This is a genomic window from Shewanella sp. SM73 (assembly GCF_025653795.1).
GTDB lineage: Bacteria > Pseudomonadota > Gammaproteobacteria > Enterobacterales > Shewanellaceae > Shewanella > Shewanella oncorhynchi.
In genome coordinates, this window is sequence record NZ_JAKKRY010000009.1 from 153,645 (window position 1) to 176,778 (window position 23,134).

Here is a 23,134-nt window from a genome sequence, read left to right on the forward strand (position 1 = left end):
TGATTTAGTTAACGATTAAACTTCGGCCTTTACGAATACCATCGGCCGCAATGGCGCGGATCTCAATCGGTGCAGTGACCGCCAATCCCGCTTGATAAACTTGCCATTGGCCATTTAGACTTCGGTATTCAAGTTTGAGCCCGGGATAGGCAATATTAGCAAACAGTTTACCGTCACGGATCTCGGCGCCGACCGTCGGTACGCGATAATCAATCCCCGCTTTATCTAGCTTGATAAACTCTTTGTGGCCCAAGGTATTCGCAAGTTGTTGCCACTCCTTTGCCTGTGCATCACGCATGGCTAAGGTAAAAGCCCCCGAGCTTTGGTTATACACAGCGCCTTGATACTGATAAGGCACTTCCCACGCGGCTTGATGCCAAGCACGCTCGGCCAGCATCAACAAACGTGGAAATATCATGTACTCGGCAGTATCGTCATTGCGAATCGACTCACTCCAAACCTGCCCTTGCAAGCCAGTAAAAGGTTTGCCTTTCTCCCTTGGGCCCGAGACTTTGTTACCCGCCTCATCAAGTTTTATTCTGTCATCCGCTTCGAATGGCTGATTTTCAATATCGGTCCATTGCTCGGCGTTAGCGGCTAAATTATCAGGCATAAAGCTAAAGACTTTATGGCTATTGGTCGCGCGGCTCGCCCAGTAATAACCATGCTCTTTAGGATCGGCCTCATAGGGGAAGTCAAAGTACAACACCTCAGGATTAGAAAGTACGGTTTCCCAGCCGAGATTTGCCTGCTGATTGGCGCGCGAATGACCTTTGTGGGCAATCACATCCCAAATATTAGACTGCACCTTAGCAGGCATATTTTCAGGGCGAACATGGCTCATACCATCGCTCCATCCTGCTGCTTCAATGCCTTTTGCCGCTAACATAGTCGAAATTCGTTCAATAAAATAAGCGCCTAAGTCATCTATCGACTTAACATCTTTATCGTTATTGGCGACAAATGCTAAACACTGCGGAGATTGTTTCCAAGCTCCCGCCGTTTCATCGGCACCAATGTGGTAACGCGTCAATGGTTGACCCGCGGCTTGGTGTAACTTGGCAATTTCATCAATCACTTTATCGACAAAGTGATAAGTCGACTCCATACACACGTTAAGCGTATTGTCGTCGTAATATTGCACTGAAGAATAAACCGTTTTGTCGTTTGCATCGGATAACAAATATTGCTCAGCTGCAGTGGTTTTTCCTTCTGCTTGCAATTGACGAGCCCCCGCATCTAAAGCTTTTACCGCTGTGTTAGCTTGATTTGCCGTTTCCTGCACAGGGACAACCTGCACTTTGCCCGTGTTTTTAAGCTCTACGTCTTCAGCCTGTAATCGACGAAAACGCGCATCCATCGCTTTAATCGCGGCGCGGCTGTGACCCGGCATATCCATCGATGGGATCACTTGAATTTGACGCGCCTCGGCATATTTCACTATGTCGATATAGTCTTGTTTAGTATAGAAACCATTAACGCTCGACTCCGCAAAAGGACCACTGCCCAGTTGCGGTAACAGACAGGTATTTTCAGCAAGATCATGACAACGTTTACTACCGATGTCGGTCAACTCAGGTAGCCCGTCGATTTCGAGTCGCCAACCTTCATCGTCAGCCATGTGTAAATGCAGTTTATTGAGCTTATAAGCCGCCATTTGGTCGAGCAAATCCAGCAACAATTGTTTGCTGTGGAAATTACGAGCCACATCAATGTGCATGCCACGGAACGGATAACGTGGGCTGTCTTCAATGGTCATGGAATTCACTTTCAGCGAATGCACATCCACAAGGCTTGCTAGTGATGACAAACCGTAAGAGAAGCCCGCCGCATCATTGGCAGCAATCACAATTTCAGTTGGCTGAATATCTAAGCGATAACTGCCCTCATCCCCTTTTTGGCTGGCAAATTTCACCGTAATGCCACTCGCAGATTCAGCCACCCCCAGGCGAGCTAAACGTGCCACCGCTACCGCAACTTGACTCTTTTGCTCTGGGTTATCTTGCTGATATTCGAGCTTAATACCACCAGCAAGAGATACTGGTGTATCAGTTGAATGGATCTTCACCTTTTGTGGCGTTGGGATAATGGTATCCACAGCCAAGGCGGCATCTTCAGTTACGCTTTGATTGGCTTTAAATAATTGCGCGGCATCGGCTGGCGCGAGTTTATCCGTTTCAGTGCGTTGATATTGGGTTTTAAAATTCGTAAACCCTTCAACATACGGACGCGTCTCTAAACCCGTTTCGGCATCTTTACCCACTTGAGTGCTGGCGATAATGACGGGTTCTAATCCTTTTGCTGCGAGGTAATAGTTTGGCATAGCGTCGGTTTCAGCCAATTGCCACGGCTCACCACGGAATGTCAGTTGCTTTTTCTCGCCCTTAACAAATCCCTTAAAAGCGGCCGTTGGCGTAATACGATGTAAATCGCCTTTAACGTGCGTTATCGTCAATTCACCGCTTTCAACCGATTGCACTGGGCGCATTTGGCTTAAATAAATTTCCCAATCTTGGCTGGCTAAATCCATACCGGGCACGAAATCAATTTGAGCGACAAAACAGCGACCATCGGCTTTATCTTTTAGGCACTTATCGTCTGGCACATTGGTCACAACACGATAAGTTACGACTAGCGAATCCCCGAGTTGTTGCAACTGCGCTTGAGTTAATGCGTCCTGAACTTGCAGTGTTTGAGCCACAGCCTTATCGGCTGACGCTGCGGAAGGCGCCACAGGCGCCTCGGAACAGGCCGTTAATCCTAAAGCCAGTAAAATGGCGCTTGCTGAGAGTGTTTTTTTCATGATTATCCTTATCTAGCTCCAGAAATGGCTACAATCTGAAGGAAGTTACTAACGTCCGCAGTCTTTCCCCTTGGTGAAACAGTCGCTCACTTGAGTGCGCTAAGTGCTCGCTATCGAGTGAGGCTGAACCTGAGACATTGGCAAGATCATTTAACGTACGAGAAATCGCTTCGGTGACGCAGGTTTGCTCCTGTGCCGCATGGGAAACTTCGATGTTCATATTACTGATATTTGAGACTAAATCAGTCACTTTAGTGAGTACTAACTTAATTTCTTCCGAGCGGTTAACGCCCTGAGTTGAGAGGGCTTGGCTCGCTTTCATCACAGTGACTGTTTCGGCCACTCGGCTCTGGACCTGCTGGATCATCTTCTGGATCTCACCAGTTGCCTGTTGGGTTCGGCTCGCCAGCGTACGCACTTCGTCGGCCACCACAGCAAAACCGCGCCCTTGTTCACCCGCCCTCGCCGCTTCAATCGCAGCATTAAGCGCCAGTAAGTTGGTCTGTTCGGCAATACTGTTGATGACTACAACGACTTCATCAATCTTTTGCGTTTCTTGCTGTAACTGTGAAACAGACAGTGCCGAGCGGGCTAATTCAGATGCCAACTTACGGGTAATATCTAATCCCGAATCGAACTGCCGCTGACTGTCATCGACCGCTTTATCGGCCTGACTCGCCGCATCCGCGGTGCGTTTGGCATTAATGGCGACTTCATTGGCACTGGCGCTCAGCTGAGTTACAGCCGTCACTGCCGCCTCGGTTTCTTTTAATTGGGTTTGCACGCGATCATTGTTGGTTTGCGACAATGAACCAAGCGCTTTGGCATCGCCCAGTAATTGCCCTGAGGTTTCGTGCACTCTGGAAATCGTGCCGTGAATTTGCTCAACAAAACCATTAAATGCCTTGGCAAGCTGGCCAATCTCATCCTGACTCTCGACGGGTAATCTGTGGCATAAATCACCGTCACCGCTGGCAATTTCTTCCATAGCACGGACCACATTTTCAAGTGGATTAATCACTAAACGTTTAAGAATAATGAAGATAACAATTAAACTGCCACCGAGAATTAACAACGCCTGCAAGAAATAACCTAAGAGTAAATCTGACAACTGAGCGCGAATAGGCAACATAGAAAACTGAATAGCCAATTGGCCCGTTGGGTTACCTTGATCAGCAAATTGAATTTCACGTTTCACTAGATACTCATCGGCCACTGTTTGAGCCTGTTGACTCTCGGCTAACACTTTACCGCGATGGTCACTCACGACAATATGATAAATTTGCGCAGATTTAAGCATCACAGATAGCACCGCACGGATCTGCTCATAGTCGTAGGTGAAGATGGGCTGCGCCATAGTGACTTGCAAATTGGCGACGGTATTTTCTTCGAACTCAGTTTCACTGGCGGCCAATTTATCGCTCGCCAACCAGTAAGATGCACCGAACAGAACGCTAACAATCATAAAAATCGCTGCCGCTAATCCAATCTGTACTTTTAAGGCTAATGTTTTCATTATTTTGCACCTTGCATACTAAAAAGATCTAACCATAATTCTGTGCGTTCTATTGGTGTTAATGGACTTAAATCAGGTGTATCAAGACGGATAATCACCCTTTGTTCAAACTTAGCCTCACGGTACAGCTGCTCAATTTTAAGCTCGCGATTAAACATCTCATCAAAAGAGCCGTCGCTTACCATACTTTCAAGCCCGGCTAAAATGGCCGCAGCAAGTTCGGGGCGCTTAGGGGAAACAAAGAAATAAGCTGGCGAGCGATATTGCAGCAGGATATGGCTATCGACCTTAAGTGCGGGATCGGGGTGATTTGCGAGTTCTTCGCCAATTTCCTGGGCACCGAGGGCAAGATAATCGAAACGCCCGCCTTCTAACATGGAGTATAAATTGGTGTACTGATAGCTAGTGACGACGGATAATCCATTGGCTTCTAAAATCGTGGCATCGGGCCAATAACGATTTTGCCCCGCCTTTAACTGCCTAAAATCCGCCATGGTTTTCACATTAGCAAATCGTGCCTCATCCGATTTACGGATAATCAGCAGCCGATTACCAAGTAACCCTTTAAACAATGGAATGCGCACGGGAAGCACAGTTTCTTCCAATTCTTTTGAGGTCATGCTCCAAAACACGTCTACTGTCCCAGCGAGTGCTTCTTCGACCTTGCGCTTTTGATTCATTTGAGTCGACATTTCTTGCACTTGATAACCCGAATCCGAGCGCCGCAGTGCTTCTTCAAGTAACTTTAGCAACCATTCCTGCTGTATCGCGGTGGTGATTTTTTTTGAAACCTGTGCAGACGATTTAGACACATCAGAATTTGCAGCTAAATTGTTTATAGCTGTGTCAGTAGCAAATACAGCAAAAGAGGAAAATGCCGAAAAAAACGCTAATGCCATTATAAACAGGGGTATGCAAACCGTTCTTCTTGTCATGATGAGTGCGACATGGCCAATGACACTCGACATGCCAATTGCAATGACACGCATCGCAGCCGTTAAAGGAATCGCCATAAATTGCAGCCTCTTTTATTATCTGGTTTATACCAGTGAGTTTTATTTATCTATGCCGCTAACGTTCAAGTGCTGAGGTAGGCAGTTGAGTAATACCGTAAAAACATCCTAAAAAAATGGCTGGGCACTGCTTACAGTACCCAGCCCACGCTAGTTTCTGGGGAGAGACTATCAAAATATCAAAGACAAACGTATCGCCGCCCGACAGCAATACTCCTGCCAAACACATGATAAGGAGACCTCATCCTCTCATGCAGACCTTACAAACAACGCGTCACACAAGCAGATGACAGCGTTGTCATTGCTAAAGTACACAAGAAAGAACAGGATTTCTACATTTTTTTGACAATTATTGTTATTTTTTATGAATAGACATAATTAATGCAAATTATTCATACACTTAAAATGTTTAATTTATTTATTCAAGCGTATGTGACAACGCTGTCTTTCATTGATAACATAGCGATAACATGACGAAGATCACGGTAGCTATTGATGAATCCCATTAACACACTTGTGCACAATAATACCCAGCCTGCTCCGCGCTTAAATCGGTATTACCTAAACCTCAGTTTGGTATTGCTACTCTGTGGAACTTGGTTATTTTGGGCGAGCCATTTTCATTCGCTATTTGATCTTATCCAAGAATATGGACGCTTCGTTTTTCTAGGAATCACAGGAGCGATATTTGCAAACTCGACAGGAGCTGGCGGTGGCGTCATCTTTATTCCGGTATTTTCGAGCCTCAACTTTAGTGAGTCTCAAAGTGTCTCGACTTCATTTATGATCCAATGCTTTGGCATGACAGCAGGCGCGATTTCATGGTCACTGCATTATAAAAAGCACCACCGAGAAGATGATGCATGGTCTGGTTTTGTAAAAGCATCATTACTTGCAGCCTTCTTTTCTGTCTTAGGTTTCTGGAGTAGCCAATTACTACAACTCAATTCGCCCTCTTCGCTACACACCAGCTTTAGCATTTTCTCGATAGTGCTTGGTATCGCCATCATTATCAGTAGCAAAAGTAGCACACAAATCACTCGCTCTATAATGCCGGTCGATTTTCTTTGGCTCGCTCTCATTGGCTATTTCGGCGGTATTATCACAGCTTGGTTATCGGTAGGCGTCGGTGAATTAGTCGTCATTTATCTCATGATAAGGGGACTATGCGCCAAAATGGCGGTCGCCACTGGCGTTGTCGTTTCTGCGATTACAGTCTGGTCGGCAAGCCCTCTCCATATTTTTTCAACAAATAGCCATGCCCTCTTTGAGCTAGTGTTATTCGCAGGCCCTGGCGCCATTATCGGAGGATTACTCGCTCGTAAATTAGCGCTCTTTCTCCCTGTAAAAGTATTAAAACTCTTTTTCTCCATTTGGATCATTTTGACGGGTAGCGTCATGTTGGCGAGTTAATAGGAAACATTAAGATGAATAATTCTCCGCTAAAAAGTATCACGATTGTCGGTGGCGGTAGCACAGGCTGGATGACGGCTCTCTACTTGAGTAAGTTATATAACCACTCATCTAATATCATAGATATTAGACTTATCGAAAGTAAAGAAATTGGTATTATTGGCGTTGGCGAAGCTACCGTTCATAGTCTACGATTCTTCTTTGCAGCTATGGGATTAGATGAAAATGAGCTACTTAGAGAAACAAACGCAACATTAAAGACCGGCATATTATTTCGTAACTGGATGAAAGCAGTAGATGGTAAAATGCATGAATATTTCCATCCATTTGAGCAACAAAAACCATCTGGAAAAATTGATAATGCAAGTGCTTGGATTTTAAATAATCAGATTAATGAATCAAACAGCACTCCCTTTGCTGAAGCAACAAGTCTTTCATTTAGCTTAATGCAAAATAACTTAAGCCCTAAAACGCAATACTTGAACCAATATCAAGGTATTGTCCCCTATGGTTACCACTTAGACGCGACGCTCATGGCGGCCTTTTTAAAGCGTAAAGCCACCCAAGCAGGTGTAGAGCATGTAGAAGCAAATGTAACGGACGTTCTGGTTAATGATGGCAACATCACTGAGGTTGTAACTGACCTAGGCTCATTCAAGAGCGACATATTTATCGACTGCACAGGCTTTAAAGGGCTTTTAATTCAAAGCCTAAAGAATGATAACTGGCAATCATTCGAAACAGAATTACCTTGCAATAAAGCCGTTGCAATGCAGCGGGAATATCTGCCTCACCAGCTACCAAGAGCTTATACGACAGCAACAGCGCTTAGTCATGGTTGGGCTTGGGAAATTGACCTAACGAATCGTCAAGGAACGGGTTATGTCTACGATGGCAATAGTCTAACGAGGGAACAGGCTGAGGCTGAATTAAAAGCTTATCTTGGCGATGAACAAGAGATCATAAGAACTGTTCACTTAGATATGAAGATAGGTTGTAGACGTGAATTTTGGGTTGGAAATTGTATTGCAATGGGTCTCGCAGGTGGATTTATTGAACCCTTAGAATCGACAGGCTTGCATCTTATAAACTTAGGTGCAAGATTGCTAGCGACGCATTTAACGTCATCAAATCCCTCCCAAGCAATAAGGACGTCATATAATACCGCAATGAACGGCTTGTATACCGATCTTAGACAGTTTATCGTACTTCATTACTGCTTAACTGATAGAGATGAAAATGAATTTTGACAAAAAGCAGCACAAAGCTCAGCATTCATCCCTGCTCTAGAACAAAAAATGACACTATGGAAAGACAAAGTTTGTGAGTATGTCGATCTTGCCAATGGATATAGTTCAGTTTTTACAGATGAGAATTATCGCTACGTACTTTATGGTATGCAGCATATTCCTGAAATTCATATACCTTGTCCCCAAAATGAAATATCAAGAATACTCGACAACTTAAAAACACAACAGTTTAGAGCAAAAGAGCAATCTTTATCACATCAAGAATTCTTAGCGAAAATAAAAAATATTTAAAATAATAAAGAGCAAGATTAAAAATCTTGCTCTACTTACCATTTAATTCAACCATTAATTAAGTTGGATGCCATACAACTTGATACGTTCAATTAACTCTCTATGGGGTAATAATTGCGATTTGAGTAATGTAACCTGCTTGCCTAATTTCTCGGTCATTACCGTGAAAAGCCTTTCCTCTTCATCATTTAATTTCCTCTCTAATTTTGACTCAAAGTCTGAGCCATAGAGTACATATAAATAATTTTCTAAATTGAAAAATTCTAGCGTAGAAGTAAAGTCATAGGCAGTCGGTATGTGATAGCGCCACAATTCTAAATGTTCTTTTAATGTGTCTGGAATACTTATTTCATTTCTATTATCAACCCAAAATGGCGTATCCATTCGTTTAGCGATGACATAATGAAGTTTAATAAAATCAATCACCCGATTCCAAGCATTCGATACGCGCTGATTATAACGATTAGCCACAAGTGGCATAACGTCAGTATTAGCAGGAAAACATTCGGCTAACATTCTGGCTGTCGCATCAAACATAAGCAGACCAGTCGCTTCTAGAGGTTCAACAAAACCACTCGACAAACCAATCGCCACACAGTTACCTTGCCACGATTTCTCTCTATACCCCACCTTCATCGGTATGTGTCGAAACGAGACGTGTTCTGCTGCTTTACCAAGATATTCCCGCAATACACTCTCAGCTTGCTCTATTGATGAATATTGACTGGAATACACATAACCAACACCACGACGTTCAGACAAACCGATATCCCATATCCAGCCAGCCTCTTGTGCTGTTGATTTAGTGAAACAAGGGATAGGCGTATATTTATCTTCATAAGGAAGCTGCACAACTAATGCTGAGTCGACAAACAAGATGTCACTCTTATCAACGAAGGGAACTTTACATGCATCTCCAATGAGTTGAGCACTAAATCCTGTACAATCAACATACAAGTCCGCATTCAATACACCAGCATTATCAGTATGTAACTCTAAGATATGTCCCAGAGCGTCCATTTTTGTATCAATGACTTCTGCAAGAAGATGTTTAACGCCTAACTGTTCAACACCAAATTTGGTTAACATCTTGGTAAACTTTGCAGCATCGAGATGATACGCGTAATGCATAGCACCTCGATATTGAGGCTGTGTCATCACTTTAGGTCCAAGTCCCGCATCAATCAAATGACCTTGAACTGACACAAGATCAGCGTAGCGGCCTCTATCTGAAAGAGATTTATTAAGCCAAGTTGAAGTAACGTCTTTAAAGTAGGGATAATCAAATAAATGGTGATAGTACTCCCCTGAATTGGGTTTATTCCAATCAATGAATTTAACACTCTGCTTAAATGTTACGTCACAGCAACGAATAAACTCATCTTCTCGAATACCAAAATACTTTAATGTTTCGCGTAACATAGGTACAGTCCCTTCACCAACACCGATAGTGGGAATATTCGGGGACTCAACTAACATAACTTGTACTTTAGGTGTTCTAACATTCAACTTTTTAGCTAAATGGCAGGCAGAAATCCAACCTGCAGTTCCGCCACCAACAATGACGACACTCTTTATTTCTTTTCTTGAAGTCATGATCTATGCCTGCTGATTACTTAAACGCTCAACTCGATTTCTTCTTTCGCTAGGCGATTAATTTGATGCAATGAGTTCAAATGGCTGTAAATCGGCGCTAAAAGGCCCCGTTGCTTGATATCTAAGAACTCATCTGAGTTGAGTTGATTTAACTTAGCTTCGTCGATGAAATAGATACCATTTATGCCGCGTTTTTCGCCTTTGATGTCAACGGTAAGACTTTGGGGAGAAAATAATTCTTTTTGAGCAAAAAATGCAATAATTGCCTTACTCATTTGCTCTTGTTCGAAGTTTTTTATAATACTGTCTTTACGCAATCTTAAAAACGCAGTTTCCTCTCCACCTTCAAACAATGCATTTCCCTTATCAGTGCTCACATGAGCGCTTTCTTCTCGTATCCCCACCCATACTTTATCCTGCTGTTCAGCACTCAACATTAAACCAAACGGATAGTTTTTAAGTATATTTGGAATATACAGCCCTAACCATTTGCCATCTTTTTGCTTCAAATTCTGTCCAGGTTTTAATCCAAGCATAATTACGGACTGATATTCTCCTGTTTCACTATTTTTAACAAAAACAACAGGAGCATCTACAGCAGCAAAGGCAAACTCATAAATTGAAATAGGTAGTAAGTGTTGCGCAGCAACATGTTCATAAGTGGTAGGAGTCACTTTCAGGTGCGCATGTTTTGCTGAGTCAAGTGGGGTGATTGAATTAGTCATATGAGCTCCTTGAGGGCTTCTTCTGATTGAATATTATTGAGATATAAAAAAAGGGAGCAAGCTCCCTTTTTCATTTATACATGAGTTAAATCGAGATTAGAATCGTACGCTAGCGCCTAATGTAATTCGGCGGGCCATGTTGTATTCAAATACAGGGAAGCCATCCGTAAAACCACTTAGATTAGATTGGAACTGATTGTTACCAAACTGACGTGAACCTTCTTCTAACAGGTTATTACCATCAAGTTTAATATCCATATAATCAGTAACATGCCAAATTGCACTCAAGTCCAAGCTACCAAATGCATCGTGTAAACGATTACCGTATGAACCAGTTTCACGGATCATATATTCACTACGCCAGTTATATGCTAAACGAACTTGGAACAAATCGTTTTCAAAATAACCAGTTAAGTTATATGAGTGCTTTGAACTATCGCTTAAGAACGGGTTGCGATCTGTATATGTATTTGGGCTAGTTTCACTATCAGTATAAGTGTAGTTAACAATTGAGCCGAAGCCGTTCCCAAAGTCTTGTTGATATTGCAGCTCTAAACCTTGGATTGTCGCCGATTCGCCATTGGCTTTCTCTTGCACAGTCCAACCACCAGCAACTTCATCAGGTTTTAACGTGCCAGTAAATGGGATATCGGCGCTATCTGCATGGTACTCACTAAAGGTTACGAAGTTTTTAACATCCTTCATAAACAAAGCCGCAGAAAGTAATGACTCTTCATTGAAATACCATTCAATGCCTAAGTCTATTTGATTAGCAATAAATGGTTTTAACCCGATATTACCAACAACCCATTTTTGGTTATTAGGCACATCATCATTTGCACCTAAAACGTTAGGGTTAACATACATGTCATCATACTGTGGACGAGCCATAACTCGAGCCGCTGATGCGCGCAATATGAGATCAGGTGCTAAGTCGAATGCTACGTTTAAGCTTGGTAACCATTCCCCATAATTAGCTGAAGCATCGGCTTTCTTACCATCAACATAGTACGTTGAGGTCGCTTCAGTACCCGCATAACGCACACCAAAGTTACCGCGTACACCTTCTGATGCAAAGTTAGCCATCACATAAGCAGCATAGTTATCTTCATCAATTTCACGGTATGAACCAAAATCTTCAGTCTCACCGATGATGCTCGATTTAGCCCAATCTTTTAGTGCATCTGGATCAAAACGAATAATATCGTATTCACTCGTACCTACAGCAAAAGTACCAGTATTTAAGCCTGCTGTTGATATGACAGGATTAAAGTCATCGGCTTGTACAAAGTCAAAACGTCGACTCGTTGTATTATGCTTCGCATATTTCAGACCCGTTTTAATGGCATTAACCACACCTAGATCTACATCAAACTTAATATCTGCTTGAATATAAGTTTCATCATCTGTTTTTGGTGTTTTATTAAAGTTACTGCCAGTACCCATTGCAAGCGAACCAGGATCATAAGTAGCTGTATCAAAACCATTTAAATCCCAAGTTTGATGACCATTGGTAAAGTCGTAAGTTGCACCATTTAATGCTGTACCACCCAGACCATCTTCAACAACCATTTCGAAATCGGTACCACCAGTAGAGCTTGTATCACCGATTTGAGTCGTAAACTGGTATCCATCGCCGCTATATTCCATCTTCAAGTCGAAAACTTGAGACTTCATTGTCGCTTCACGAGGGCGAGCTTGCCAGTATGCCAAGTTAACAGGGCCTGCAACTTGAGAACCTGACTGTGATGCATCTGGCTTATCACCACCACATAAACCGCAGCCACCAATCCATTCCGTGTTACCCCAAGCACCAGAACCTGGAGCTCCTGACCATGAAGTGTCAGCTTGCGTAAACCATAATGCGTAGTTGGTGTTGTCCGCGGCCATTTGCATGTCCATCGCGTTAAACACAAAGTTTAATGAATCAGATGGGGCATACTGGAATGTTGCAGCAATAGCTGAACGTTCGCGCTCTTGTTCAAATGCGACAGGGCCAGCACCCCATTCCCAAAACGCTTCATCGCCTTGACGCTGCAAGCTACGATTTTGCATAACGCCAGAAACTAATACACCAAAAGTTTCATCATCATTCTTCCAGCTACCTAAGCCTGAAAATTGTGGATCTGTTTCACCCGAATCGCTTTGATATTGAGCTTCAGCAGAAGCAAAGAAAGTCATTGAATCCATATCCAATGGCTTACGTGTATTAACTACAACAGTACCACCCACACCACCTTCAGCTAAGTCCGCTTGAGATGATTTATAGACCTCTAAGTTACCAACTAATTCAGATGGTAATAATTCATAGTTAAATGAACGTTTTGCTGGCTCAAGAACAAACCAACCTGTTGAAGCTACGTTTTGTCCATTCAGAGTCGTCAAAGTCAGATCTTGACCCGCACCACGAATTGAAACACCCGCGCCTTCACCAAATTGACGCTGGATCGTGACACCAGGAATACGTTGCAGAGATTCTGCAACGTTTTTATCCGGAAATTTACCAATGTCTTCAGCAGTAATCGCATCCACAGTACTGTCTGAGAAGCGTTTAGCATTTAAGTTAGCTTGCTGGGAAGCGCGAATACCGCGAACTTCAATTTTTTCAATATTTTCAGGTGCTGCGGTGGTTGCCACGGCGTCTGCAGCAACAGCGCTAATGGATACAGCACTGCCGAGTAGGATAGCAATATTTGTAGCTAGTACAGTTTTCTTAAAGGTTGATGGTCGCATCTCGTTTCCCTTCCATAACTTTATTATCGTTTTAGTATTCATAACCATTCCCTGAGGAATGACAACGCTGTCATGTCTGGTGCAAACATTACACAATAATTAACAGCCTTGCCACAACAAAATAACGATGGAAGTAAAAAAATGTCATAAAGCAGAATGTTGAATCAGTATTTTTATTAAAAATCATTATAAAACATGAGCTTTAATATTATGACGTAAATTTACAACTCCAAGCATAATTGTAACAATGATAAATTAACGCCAATTTGTAACAATTCAGGATTGCTAAGCACATCAAAAGCTCGCACTATAAGATGTATAAGTCAGAAAAAACTGATAAAAAATGTAAGCTTGTAAATTGCTGGTAAAGAATTTACGTTCATAGAACAGTTAAACCCCTCGCGACCTTAGACAAAGAGTTTTTACATCAATGAAAGTCACTATCAACGACGTAGCTAAATGTGCTGGAGTGTCTATCAAGACAGTATCCCGTGTAACCAATAACGAACCTTCAGTGAAGCAGGCCACCGTTGACAAAGTGAACGAGGCGATAAAAGCACTTAACTACCAACCTAATTTAGCAGCAAGAAATCTAGCAGGAACTAAATCCTATGCTATTGGTTTTATTTACGATAATCCAAACGCTTACTATATTATTGATATGCAAAATGGGATTTTGTCAGCCTGTAAAGACAAGGGCTATGAACTTGTCATCCACCCTTGCAATGCCAAATCAGAGACCATATGTGATGAGCTTACAGCACTAGTCAAATATTCTAGGCTCGCTGGATTAGTACTGACACCGCCCTTGTCAGAAGATCCTAAAGTACTCAAAGCACTCACTGAAATTGATGCTAACTATGTGCGCATTATTGCGGGAGAAAAGGACAACGATCAGAATGGGTTGACTATTTTAGTCAACGATAAATTCGGTGCAGTACAAATCACCCAGCATCTGATTGATTTAGGTCACAAGCATATCGCTTTTTTAAGCGGAGATTTACACCATGAATCCACCAAAGAGCGATTACTTGGTTTTAAACAGGCATTAACAATAAACAACCTAAAGCTGAATGAAAACTACATAATTGAAGGGAAGTACTCATTTGAGTCCGGTGTTGATGGTGCTAACAAGCTCATCAAACTAAAAAATCGCCCGACGGCGATTGTTGCTTGTAACGATGAAATTGCCGCTGGTGCACTTTTTGCGGCTCGTTTAGCGGGTTTAGACATACCCGCTGATTTATCAATTGTCGGTTTCGAAGATAGCCCATTCTCACGTCAAACCTGGCCTAAACTTACCACTGTACATCAGCCAAACGCAGAAATTGCTCAGGTTGCTACTGAATTATTAATAGCAAAACGTCGCGAGCAAGATGCCATATATTCTAGAACCTTTACTCCTGAACCTATCATTCGTGACTCGTCGGCAATTCCTAAACAATAAAAAAAAAGAGAGCATATTTGCTCTCTTTCTATCTCCTAAATCACATAGAAATCAATGTAATTTGAGCTTCGGACGCTGCCACTTCAATAACTTTTGTGCCACTCGATACACAATTGCCGAAAACCAACCATAAAGGCTGGCTAAATGCCTCTGATACAAAGAGATATACATCAATCTTGCTATATGGCCTTCAACAAAGAAAGTGCCAGAACGTAGGTTCCCCATTAAATTGCCTACCGCAGAGAAGCGGCTTAAAGACACTAATGAGCCGTAATCTTTATAAATAAAGGCCTTTTCAGGCTTACCTTGTAATCGATTAACGATATTATCAAACAAGGTATCAGCCATCTGAGCTGCTGCTTGCGCCCTTGGTGGAACAGGCTGGCCAGAACTTTGGATCAATAGAGCGCAATCGCCAAGGGCGTAAATATCTTGATGACCTTTAACTCGCATACAATCATCAACTTCTACCTGATTTCGCGGAGTAATGGGCAGTTTTGCAAAATGCTGAAATGCTTTTGGCCCTTTTACACCGGCAGCCCATACTTTTAAGCCTGCTTTAATCACATCGCCATCTTGGGTAATGAAACCATCACGAGTCACTTCTTTAACTTGAACACCGATATGTAAACGTATACCAATCTGATCAAGAACAGCTTGAGCCCTAGCGCTTACACGCTCTGGTAATTGAGGAAGGATTTTAGGTGACGCTTCAATCAAATGCACATCAAGATGATGCTTAGCGATATTCAGATAGCCGTACTCTTTAACAGACTCAATGACATGATGAAGCTCTGCTGCCAATTCAACACCTGTCGCACCCGCACCGACAATACCAATGCTGACTCTTTCTTGCGTTTCATTTAATTGGAGTAAAGCGTCGAGTAATTTATGATGAAATAAATTGGCATTTTCAAGGCTGTCTAAGAAAATACAATGCTCATCAGCACCTAATGTATTGAAACTATTAGAAACTCCACCCAATGCAAGCACTAAAAAATCATAATTGATTTGTCGCTGCTCTAGGAGCAACTCGCCTTCATCATTATAAACTGCAGCTAACTGAATCGATTTAGCATCCGGCTCACACTGCTCTATCTCACCACGAATATAGCGATAACCGTTTTTAAGTCCATGATCGCGATATAGTAAACCTTCAATAGATTGATCTATCACACCAACAGCGACTTCGTGTAATTTAGGCTTCCATATATGAATAGGACTTTTATCAATTAAGCACACATCGACGACATCACTACCGCCCCATTTACGGCCCAACTTCGATGCAAGCGCTAAACCAGCAGCACCACCACCCACGATCACTATTCTTTTTGTAGCCAAAATGACAACCTCATAAAACTCATTTGCGAGGCTAAGTTATACCATGTTACAGATAAGAGATAACTACATTAGTTGAGTAAAACAGGCTATTTTCCATTAAAGATATTTCAGAAACCTAGCGGTACTATTTAGTTTTTCCATATGCTTAGGCAACAAAAAAGGGCCACTAGGCCCTTTAGAATCGTTCGTAAGCTGTTTATACCGCTTCTTCGTTTTCTTCACCCGTTCGAATACGGATAACACGTTCAACATCAGTGACAAAAATTTTACCATCACCAATTTTGCCTGTGCGGGCCGTTTCAACAATGACATCAATTGCTTGGTCGAGCAGATCGTCTTGGATCACTAACTCTATTTTTACTTTTGGCAGAAAATCCACCATGTATTCAGCACCACGATACAGCTCTGTATGCCCTTTCTGACGACCAAAGCCCTTAACCTCCAGTACCGTCATCCCAGTGATACCAATTTCTGCAAGTGATTCGCGCACATCATCTAACTTAAATGGCTTAATAATGGCTTCAACTTTTTTCATTAAAAATTCCTCATCCCTTGCAATAACATAAACAAACAGAATAACACTAGCTTACACGGGGTTACGTCAATATTGAAGTGAATGTAGTGCTTTACTCATAAAACACAGTTTCTATAAAATCGCTTTTAGCACATAAAAGTCTAAAAAAAGTACTATGAATATTGCCCCAGATTTTATACTTACATTCTAACCAGCACTAACTCGCTCGCGGGATGCAAGCGTAAAATAACAAGGATCTGTTATGAACTCACATCGAAAAGGCTTTAGCCTGATAGAACTTATCACTACGATATCGATTTCAACAATCTTGTTAACAGTTGGAGCTCCTTCCTTGACCGAGCTCAGCGATCAGATAAGAGCTGATACCAATATTAAAACTATCCAGCAGACACTTCAATTTGCGCGAAATACAGCTGTTAGTTATGGTTATAGGGTCACAGCATGCCCACTCGTAAATGGAAAATGCACTCAAGATTGGCAAAAGGGATTAACAATTTTCATTGATACAGGTGTAGTCGAAAGCTTCGATGCTAACGATAAAATTATTAAGGTCATTGATGAATTCGATTCGAAAGATTTTTTAACATACAATAAAAGTTCGATAAAATTTCAACCTGATGGGTTAGCTTCTGGAAGTAATGGTACTTTCAAGTATTGCCCACGAACAATTGATAGCAAAAACTCCCGTGCAATCGTTGTTAATCAGGCGGGTAGAGTTCGCCTTTCTACCGCAAAGAATATCAATTGCGATTAAATTTAAATATATACTCCCTATTTAAATTTAATTATATAAAAGCAAGAAAATCAATTTATTGGGTATATTGAAAATATAGAATAGATACTGACCATTAGAGTCTCCTCGCATATACTTAGCTAAGTTTTAACGAGGATAGCTACATGTTAATTATTTCAAGAGGATTTACCTTAGTCGAACTGATGGTCACAATTGCCGTAGCAGCAATCCTACTAGCCATAGGGGTTCCATCACTTACGTCGCTATACGAAGGGACACGCAGCGCTAATGAAATACGAAAAATTAGTGATGTGTTTGCTTTTGCAAGAAACCAAGCTGTCAACTATGGCGCAACAGTAACAGTCTGCCCATACGCGGCATCACCATGCGGCACAGACTGGAATAAGGGGTTCAGTGTATATATTGACAATGGGGGTGCCAAGAATGTATTGAAAGTGATCGATAGTTTCAATACACACGATGTAATTTCCCTATCAGGGCCCGCCGATAAAAAAATTGATTTTACACCCGATGGTTTAGTCTCAGTTGAAACATCAATTATCTATTGTTCAAATGGGCAAAGTGACAATTCTAAAAGCATCAACATTAGCACTTCAGGTTTAATAAAAGAGGGCGCAGATGGGAAAAGCTGCACATAAACTATGGGAGACTAAATCTACCGTTCACTACCCTAAAATAATATTATCCTTAAATCGTTCGTTGTTAATATTTAAAAATACATGTTAGATGTTTATCTAGGTGTTAACTTATCCAAAACTTGCGCCTTAGTATTAGTAAATTCAGCGTTTAATGCGACACACTCCTCAACACTATAGATGTAATATTTCGATCCATCATTTGATTGGCGAGTAGTACCAACAAGGCTAGCCATTCTCACATTCATTTCACTACTCTTCCAATGATAGAAGGCAATCTCAGCACTTTTCTTTGATGTAATGTAGCATTTGAAGTCTTGTTCGCTGACTGTCGCTCCAGAGTCAGCCCAAACTAAGCTTGGTAAGAAAGCCACCGTTATAAAGAGGTTTATTAATTTCATTTCCAACACTCCGCACTCGGACCTTTTGCCCCAGTATCTGATATTGTTAAAGAAGAGCACGAGGCATCACGACTAGCCTGAACCCCTTGAGCAACTGCCTTAATCGTAAAGCTTGATTCACCACTTGATGATACAGAGTAATGTTTATGCTCAGTGATATAAGGGTTTGCCCCTACAAGTTTTGTTAAATCAGTAGCATATTTTTTATTATCGAGATAATACTGTTCCTGCAAGTTTGCTATACGCATCAAAGCAGCTAACCCTTCTGATCTTGCACTCTGAGCAATGTATTGCGTATAAGAAGGGTATGCAATCGATGCCAAAATACCAATGATCACGACGGCGATCATCACCTCTATCAGGGTAAAACCTTTAAGTTTAACCTTCATAAATTAATAACTCATTCATTTATATGATAATAAATTTTATTAACACCTAACCCAGAAGCAACGTTGATTGTACCTGTATAATCCCCATTTTCATTTTTCTCACCTTTACCAACTCCAATAATATAGATATACGGATCTTTACCGGATTCAGGTGCAGGAATAACAATCTGCGGTGTATCCGGTACACGTTCACCCAGTTCATAATATAATTGAGAAAAGGATCTCGTTCCTTTGTGCAAATCGAACGGATATAACTTGCCAGAACCAGACACCAAACACACGTTATCGGCAACCGAGTCAGCAGGGGGAGAATAAGAAGTGAAATAAACTTTGCCTTGGACAATCAAGGCAGCTGTTAAACTCTTTTCACCTAGACCACTAAAATCATAGAACCAGCCGAGTTTTTTACCGAAACTTATGTTGTCGGCTTCAGACGCAGGTGCAGTAGAAGTCACATCATAGAGATCATTGATTGTGATCGCCTCGGGAACATCACCGCCAGTAAAACTCTTAGTCACCACATTACGATCTTGCAATGTAAAAAACATATCATTGATATCAGTAGATGATGGGTGGGGTCGCGTTCCACTTCCAATCACCACCGCATCATAGGGAACATTTTGATAAGTTTTAGTCGTAGTAGTACCACTCTCTGTTGTCACCTTAACTTCGGATAAATTAGTAAACATCGTTTGTGCTACAACAGGTTCTGCATAAAAACGACGATTATTACTATCAGTACCACCTAAAGAAGCAAATTTAAATGCACTCCAGCTCGACTTACTTGCACTTGGAAGATCAATGCGCCAGACATTTGCACCGACATCGGAGGCATAAATCCTATCTGTATACCCATCATTATTACTATCAAGTACGGCGACTGAGTTTGGAATGCTATCCTGAATACCCGAAAGTACTGTTGCACCCGATGCAGAGCCACCAAATGAATGAATCAAAGTTCCCTTCTCTGCATCGACAATATAAACCGCACGACCTACCGGAGAAGATGAAGGAGTTGCATCAAAACTAACATCGTAGCCACCACCAAAAATGAGTACAGGCTTTTCATAACCAACGATTTTCGTCACTATAGGCTCAGACCATGTTTGTCCAAGATCAGAAAAACCATCCGTTGATGGATTAATAGTCCACATTAGAGAAGGGCTATCAGGGTTTGTCACATTGAGGGCATAATAAGACGAACCACCTCGACGCATCCCCATATAGACCCATGCTTTAATCACTTTACCCTCAGCATCAGTTTCTGTGTAAGCAACTGGAGATGAATCCATTCCGTATACTGTGTGTACACCTGAAGGATCATTACTTCTCAGTTCTGTTAAATTAGGCAATAACTCATAGGGAATAAAGCCCCAAGTCTCTGATACAGATTCGCCCGCATCTTTAAACATATGCACAACACCTTGATTAGTGCCAAGCATGATACGAATATCAGTCGCGTTTTTTGTGCCGAAATTGAGTGCAAGTGGCTTAGAATGAAGAGGATCACCCATAACATCATTACGTATATCTGTCGTACTACCATCTTTATTATCGTCGTCGACATCTATCCCATTAAGCCAATTTAACGTATTAGCAAGCTCATCTACGCTAGTTCTCATATAGCTAGCTAGCGCAGCATCACCGCCTGCTGCAGTTTGTGCATTAGCAAGTGTTAAGGGCGTTAAACTGGAGGACCCATTTAAGTTACTTACAATATTCCTAACTTCTTGCTTTCTGATTTGTGCCGCGACTCCGCCGACTTCAACTTTATTCCCATCCTTTTGCGCAACACAATCCGACCATATAGTACAGGCACCATCTTTAATATTGCCGTTATCTGCTATAGCTGCATTCCCTTTACTATCAACCAATGTTCCATCTGCGGTTACTTTTAATTTTTTTAAATTACCGCTCCAACGAGGTCCTTTGCCTGGGAGAAACATAGCGTAATAAGCGGCATCAAATGTCTGAGTCCTATCAAAATTATTACTAGCAATACTTGGAGATGTAAAACTTGAATCAATATTCAAAATATTTGATAACGCATCATTAAGTGCATTCTGTAGTTCAAGACTGTTCTGAGCAGCAAAATATAAACCACCACCTCTTTTAGCCGTCTCAGCAAGTAAAGGTGCGGCATCTTCTGCACCTTTACTAAAACCAATAGTATAAGTACGAACATTCTGCATTTGTTCAGTATTTGAACTGTCCAATTTGTTAATTAAGTCGTTATTAAACATATAACTAGCTAATGCGGGCAAATAGCTTGCTGTATCTAGATTTTTAGAAAATGAAGAGTAATCCCCTTCCTTACTTCCAGTGGCAGTTAAACTAATAACGTCATTATTCGCATTTTTATCAACTGTTGGAGAGCCATCAGTGACATAGATAACATAAGCAATATCCGTACATACTTTAAATGGACTTGCGTAGTTACCACTCTTCTCCACTGAACTATCATACGGGGGTTTATTTCCTACATACGAGCCATAATCAGTATCACTATGACCATATTTAACGCCCTTACCTGCAAAGTAACGGTAAGCTTCATACATAGTCTCACATAATGGCGTATTTGTTTTTGCTGGCAAACTATCAATAGTAGATAATAAACTAGCACGCGTACTATCCGTCATCTGAGTAATGCCAGATACAATTCGACCACCGTCTCGATTACCTTCATTTGGATAATTATAATTAAATACAGCAAGTCCAAAATCCACTGTTGGAGTTGAACTAATAATATTAGAAATCGCTTTCTTCGCAATTTCTAGTCTTGAAATTTTTACCGTTGGTAATTTTCCCGCTTTAGATAATCCGTACCATCTTAAGTAATTATCAGTGTACAAGGTAATAGGTTGTCCAACACCAAAGTCAGTATTATTAGCTGCGGCTAAAGCATTGGTCCAAGTTGTTCCTGGTAGTGAGGAAGTAAAATATGGATACGCTTTCTTTTTACTACCTGACCCCGTTGTTACCCCGTTAGCAGGAAATCCATTAGGATATGATGATGAATTACTCGGATTTATTTGAGAAATATCTTCCCAACAATCAATTACTTTTATTGCTGTACCGTTTGTTTCAGGTAGTTCTTTCCAAACACCAGTAGTACCACTTGATGTGAACTCTCTTATATACCCAGTAAAACGACCAAACTCTGCTAATGCAGCTTTGCTTTGACTACATCCATTTAAACTAGCTTTAAAATTACGCTTATCAGAGCTAGTATCAGGGGTGGGTAATCCTCCACCGCCAACAGCATAATAAATAAGAGTATCACTATACCCAGAACCACTTACGGCTGGGTAGTCATAGTTAGGGTCATAATCTACAACCTGAGTAATTTCTTCAGTCGACATACTTCCTGAGTTATCAAATATAACGAGCACTTTAGGTCTTGCGCCCGTTCGAGTTGTTGATTCTTTTACATATAACTCAGTATCATCGGCAAAAGTTGGTCCAGACGAAACAACCATCGCAGACAATATAAGACTAGCCAGCTTCTTGATTAACATATATCACCACCCTGTCCCAGCGATAACTTCTTGCTCCACTAACATAACAACTGTAAGTTGCCCTAAATTATCACGCCCAAAATTAGCAGTACTTCTAATTTCTACTCGACGACAATCTATAAAAGGTGTTGGTTTAGGGCTTCGTTGACAGGCAACATCTTTCGCACTAATAACTACGTTACCAGCTGCATCCACTTCAAATGGGCTTGGTGTAAATGTTTGCTGGGAACCGAACTCTGTCGTAGTCATAACATTAGATAAGGTTGTTAAACTCGTTCCTTTATTAGCTTCTATCGTAGCTACTAATCCACCATCGGCGATTGATTTTGCTTCTATACGCTCAGAGCCAGCTCCAGACATACGCATGGACTGGGTCGAATTAACAGCCAAAGCGACACCTATAATAGTCATAAGTAACAATATGATAAGTGCAAAAAATAATACAATTCCTTTTTGCTTTTTCATCTTACCAACCTTCTAATTTCTAATTAACACTGGATTAGCCAGCACCATAGTCGTCGAAACTACCCCCTGTGTCAGGATAGTTGTCACCCCTAAATAATCATTATTTTTAAAGACAGGGCGCGGCAAATGAGAACGATATGGCTCGGTATTCACCAGAACGTAAAGAGGCGATCCTTAAAAAATTATTACCGCCTCACAATTTAACGGTCGCAGAGGTCGCTCGGGAAGAAGGCATCGCGGTGCAAACCTTGTATCATTGGCGAGATAAAGCCAGAAAAGAAGGTCGTCCCGTGCCAGGTAAAACTCTTA

19 protein-coding genes are annotated in these 23,134 nt (G+C 41.6%); 7 read left to right on the plus strand and 12 right to left on the minus strand.

Annotated features, from left to right (window positions below; translation table 11 throughout):
* Positions 1-4: 4 nt before the first annotated feature.
* The 3 genes from L5M51_RS14125 to L5M51_RS14135 are packed head-to-tail and all read right to left on the minus strand — an operon-like array spanning position 5 to position 5,332.
* Positions 5-2,803, minus strand: coding sequence for a family 20 glycosylhydrolase (locus L5M51_RS14125; protein ID WP_263173338.1), 2,799 nt, complete (start codon positions 2,801-2,803; stop codon positions 5-7).
* A 28-nt stretch (positions 2,804-2,831) separates the two neighbouring features.
* On the minus strand, positions 2,832-4,319 hold the full coding sequence (locus L5M51_RS14130; protein WP_263173340.1) for a methyl-accepting chemotaxis protein: 1,488 nt from the start codon (positions 4,317-4,319) through the stop codon (positions 2,832-2,834).
* Positions 4,319-5,332, minus strand: coding sequence for a substrate-binding periplasmic protein (locus tag L5M51_RS14135; protein WP_263173342.1), 1,014 nt, complete (start codon positions 5,330-5,332; stop codon positions 4,319-4,321). The genes L5M51_RS14130 and L5M51_RS14135 overlap by 1 nt, the downstream gene beginning before the upstream one ends.
* 495 nt (positions 5,333-5,827) lie before the next feature.
* Between L5M51_RS14135 and L5M51_RS14140 the strand changes: the two genes are divergently transcribed.
* From L5M51_RS14140 to L5M51_RS14150, 3 genes are read left to right on the plus strand one after another with little or no spacing between them, the layout of a single operon-like run.
* Complete coding sequence (locus tag L5M51_RS14140; protein WP_263173343.1) at positions 5,828-6,745, plus strand: sulfite exporter TauE/SafE family protein; 918 nt, start codon at positions 5,828-5,830, stop codon at positions 6,743-6,745.
* A 14-nt stretch (positions 6,746-6,759) separates the two neighbouring features.
* Positions 6,760-7,995, plus strand: coding sequence for a tryptophan halogenase family protein (locus L5M51_RS14145; RefSeq protein ID WP_263173345.1), 1,236 nt, complete (start codon positions 6,760-6,762; stop codon positions 7,993-7,995).
* 48 nt (positions 7,996-8,043) lie between these two features.
* Entirely contained in the window at positions 8,044-8,286 is a 243-nt protein-coding gene (locus tag L5M51_RS14150) for a hypothetical protein (RefSeq protein ID WP_263173346.1), read from the plus strand.
* A gap of 54 nt (positions 8,287-8,340) precedes the next feature.
* On the opposite strand, the gene L5M51_RS14155 is transcribed toward L5M51_RS14150, so the two are convergent.
* From L5M51_RS14155 to L5M51_RS14165, 3 genes are all read right to left on the minus strand, one after another.
* A complete protein-coding gene (locus tag L5M51_RS14155; RefSeq protein ID WP_263173348.1) occupies positions 8,341-9,882 on the minus strand; it encodes a tryptophan halogenase family protein in 1,542 nt (513 codons plus the stop codon).
* Between the two features lie 20 nt (positions 9,883-9,902).
* Positions 9,903-10,607 carry a SapC family protein gene (locus tag L5M51_RS14160; protein WP_263173350.1) on the minus strand — a complete coding sequence of 235 codons (705 nt, stop codon included), beginning with the start codon at positions 10,605-10,607 and terminating at the stop codon, positions 9,903-9,905.
* A 96-nt stretch (positions 10,608-10,703) separates the two neighbouring features.
* Positions 10,704-13,382 carry a TonB-dependent receptor gene (locus L5M51_RS14165; RefSeq protein ID WP_411569251.1) on the minus strand — a complete coding sequence of 893 codons (2,679 nt, stop codon included), beginning with the start codon at positions 13,380-13,382 and terminating at the stop codon, positions 10,704-10,706.
* A 388-nt stretch (positions 13,383-13,770) separates the two neighbouring features.
* Between L5M51_RS14165 and L5M51_RS14170 the strand changes: the two genes are divergently transcribed.
* A complete protein-coding gene (locus L5M51_RS14170) occupies positions 13,771-14,787 on the plus strand; it encodes a LacI family DNA-binding transcriptional regulator (protein ID WP_263173353.1) in 1,017 nt (338 codons plus the stop codon).
* Between the two features lie 51 nt (positions 14,788-14,838).
* Here L5M51_RS14170 and L5M51_RS14175 read toward each other — a convergent pair whose 3' ends face one another.
* A complete protein-coding gene (locus tag L5M51_RS14175) occupies positions 14,839-16,128 on the minus strand; it encodes an NAD(P)/FAD-dependent oxidoreductase (protein WP_105249931.1) in 1,290 nt (429 codons plus the stop codon).
* A gap of 196 nt (positions 16,129-16,324) precedes the next feature.
* Positions 16,325-16,663, minus strand: a complete 339-nt coding sequence (gene glnB / locus L5M51_RS14180) for a nitrogen regulatory protein P-II (RefSeq protein ID WP_028760911.1) — start codon at positions 16,661-16,663, stop codon at positions 16,325-16,327.
* Positions 16,664-16,904: 241 nt separating this feature from the next.
* Here glnB and L5M51_RS14185 point away from each other — a divergent pair, with 241 nt between their 5' ends.
* Entirely contained in the window at positions 16,905-17,417 is a 513-nt protein-coding gene (locus L5M51_RS14185; protein WP_263173355.1) for a GspH/FimT family pseudopilin, read from the plus strand.
* A gap of 143 nt (positions 17,418-17,560) precedes the next feature.
* Entirely contained in the window at positions 17,561-18,055 is a 495-nt protein-coding gene (locus tag L5M51_RS14190; RefSeq protein WP_028760913.1) for a GspH/FimT family pseudopilin, read from the plus strand.
* Between the two features lie 92 nt (positions 18,056-18,147).
* On the opposite strand, the gene L5M51_RS14195 is transcribed toward L5M51_RS14190, so the two are convergent.
* The 4 genes from L5M51_RS14195 to L5M51_RS14210 are packed head-to-tail and all read right to left on the minus strand — an operon-like array spanning position 18,148 to position 22,825.
* On the minus strand, positions 18,148-18,453 hold the full coding sequence (locus L5M51_RS14195; RefSeq protein ID WP_113941310.1) for a TapY2 family type IVa secretion system protein: 306 nt from the start codon (positions 18,451-18,453) through the stop codon (positions 18,148-18,150).
* A complete protein-coding gene (locus tag L5M51_RS14200) occupies positions 18,450-18,842 on the minus strand; it encodes a type IV pilin protein (protein ID WP_263173357.1) in 393 nt (130 codons plus the stop codon). Before L5M51_RS14200 ends, L5M51_RS14195 begins: the two co-directional genes overlap by 4 nt.
* An 11-nt stretch (positions 18,843-18,853) precedes the next feature.
* Complete coding sequence (locus L5M51_RS14205) at positions 18,854-22,360, minus strand: pilus assembly protein (RefSeq protein ID WP_263148975.1); 3,507 nt, start codon at positions 22,358-22,360, stop codon at positions 18,854-18,856.
* A gap of 3 nt (positions 22,361-22,363) precedes the next feature.
* Positions 22,364-22,825 carry a PilX N-terminal domain-containing pilus assembly protein gene (locus L5M51_RS14210; RefSeq protein ID WP_028760917.1) on the minus strand — a complete coding sequence of 154 codons (462 nt, stop codon included), beginning with the start codon at positions 22,823-22,825 and terminating at the stop codon, positions 22,364-22,366.
* Between the two features lie 137 nt (positions 22,826-22,962).
* Here L5M51_RS14210 and L5M51_RS14215 point away from each other — a divergent pair.
* Positions 22,963-23,134 (plus strand): transposase (locus tag L5M51_RS14215; RefSeq protein WP_263173358.1); only part of this gene is annotated, 172 nt, incomplete at its 3' end.

Coding starts and splice junctions, on each gene's coding strand:
- L5M51_RS14195 (WP_113941310.1), bottom strand. CDS start 18,453: ATGAAATTAATAAACCTCTTTATAACGGTGGCTTTCTTACCAAGCTTA.
- L5M51_RS14200 (WP_263173357.1), bottom strand. CDS start 18,842: ATGAAGGTTAAACTTAAAGGTTTTACCCTGATAGAGGTGATGATCGCC.
- L5M51_RS14155 (WP_263173348.1), bottom strand. CDS start 9,882: ATGACTTCAAGAAAAGAAATAAAGAGTGTCGTCATTGTTGGTGGCGGA.
- L5M51_RS14160 (WP_263173350.1), bottom strand. CDS start 10,607: ATGACTAATTCAATCACCCCACTTGACTCAGCAAAACATGCGCACCTG.
- L5M51_RS14170 (WP_263173353.1), top strand. CDS start 13,771: ATGAAAGTCACTATCAACGACGTAGCTAAATGTGCTGGAGTGTCTATC.
- L5M51_RS14205 (WP_263148975.1), bottom strand. CDS start 22,360: ATGTTAATCAAGAAGCTGGCTAGTCTTATATTGTCTGCGATGGTTGTT.
- L5M51_RS14135 (WP_263173342.1), bottom strand. CDS start 5,332: ATGGCGATTCCTTTAACGGCTGCGATGCGTGTCATTGCAATTGGCATG.
- L5M51_RS14140 (WP_263173343.1), top strand. CDS start 5,828: ATGAATCCCATTAACACACTTGTGCACAATAATACCCAGCCTGCTCCG.
- glnB (WP_028760911.1), bottom strand. CDS start 16,663: ATGAAAAAAGTTGAAGCCATTATTAAGCCATTTAAGTTAGATGATGTG.
- L5M51_RS14165 (WP_411569251.1), bottom strand. CDS start 13,382: ATGAATACTAAAACGATAATAAAGTTATGGAAGGGAAACGAGATGCGA.
- L5M51_RS14185 (WP_263173355.1), top strand. CDS start 16,905: ATGAACTCACATCGAAAAGGCTTTAGCCTGATAGAACTTATCACTACG.
- L5M51_RS14145 (WP_263173345.1), top strand. CDS start 6,760: ATGAATAATTCTCCGCTAAAAAGTATCACGATTGTCGGTGGCGGTAGC.
- L5M51_RS14130 (WP_263173340.1), bottom strand. CDS start 4,319: ATGAAAACATTAGCCTTAAAAGTACAGATTGGATTAGCGGCAGCGATT.
- L5M51_RS14190 (WP_028760913.1), top strand. CDS start 17,561: ATGTTAATTATTTCAAGAGGATTTACCTTAGTCGAACTGATGGTCACA.
- L5M51_RS14150 (WP_263173346.1), top strand. CDS start 8,044: ATGACACTATGGAAAGACAAAGTTTGTGAGTATGTCGATCTTGCCAAT.
- L5M51_RS14125 (WP_263173338.1), bottom strand. CDS start 2,803: ATGAAAAAAACACTCTCAGCAAGCGCCATTTTACTGGCTTTAGGATTA.
- L5M51_RS14210 (WP_028760917.1), bottom strand. CDS start 22,825: ATGAAAAAGCAAAAAGGAATTGTATTATTTTTTGCACTTATCATATTG.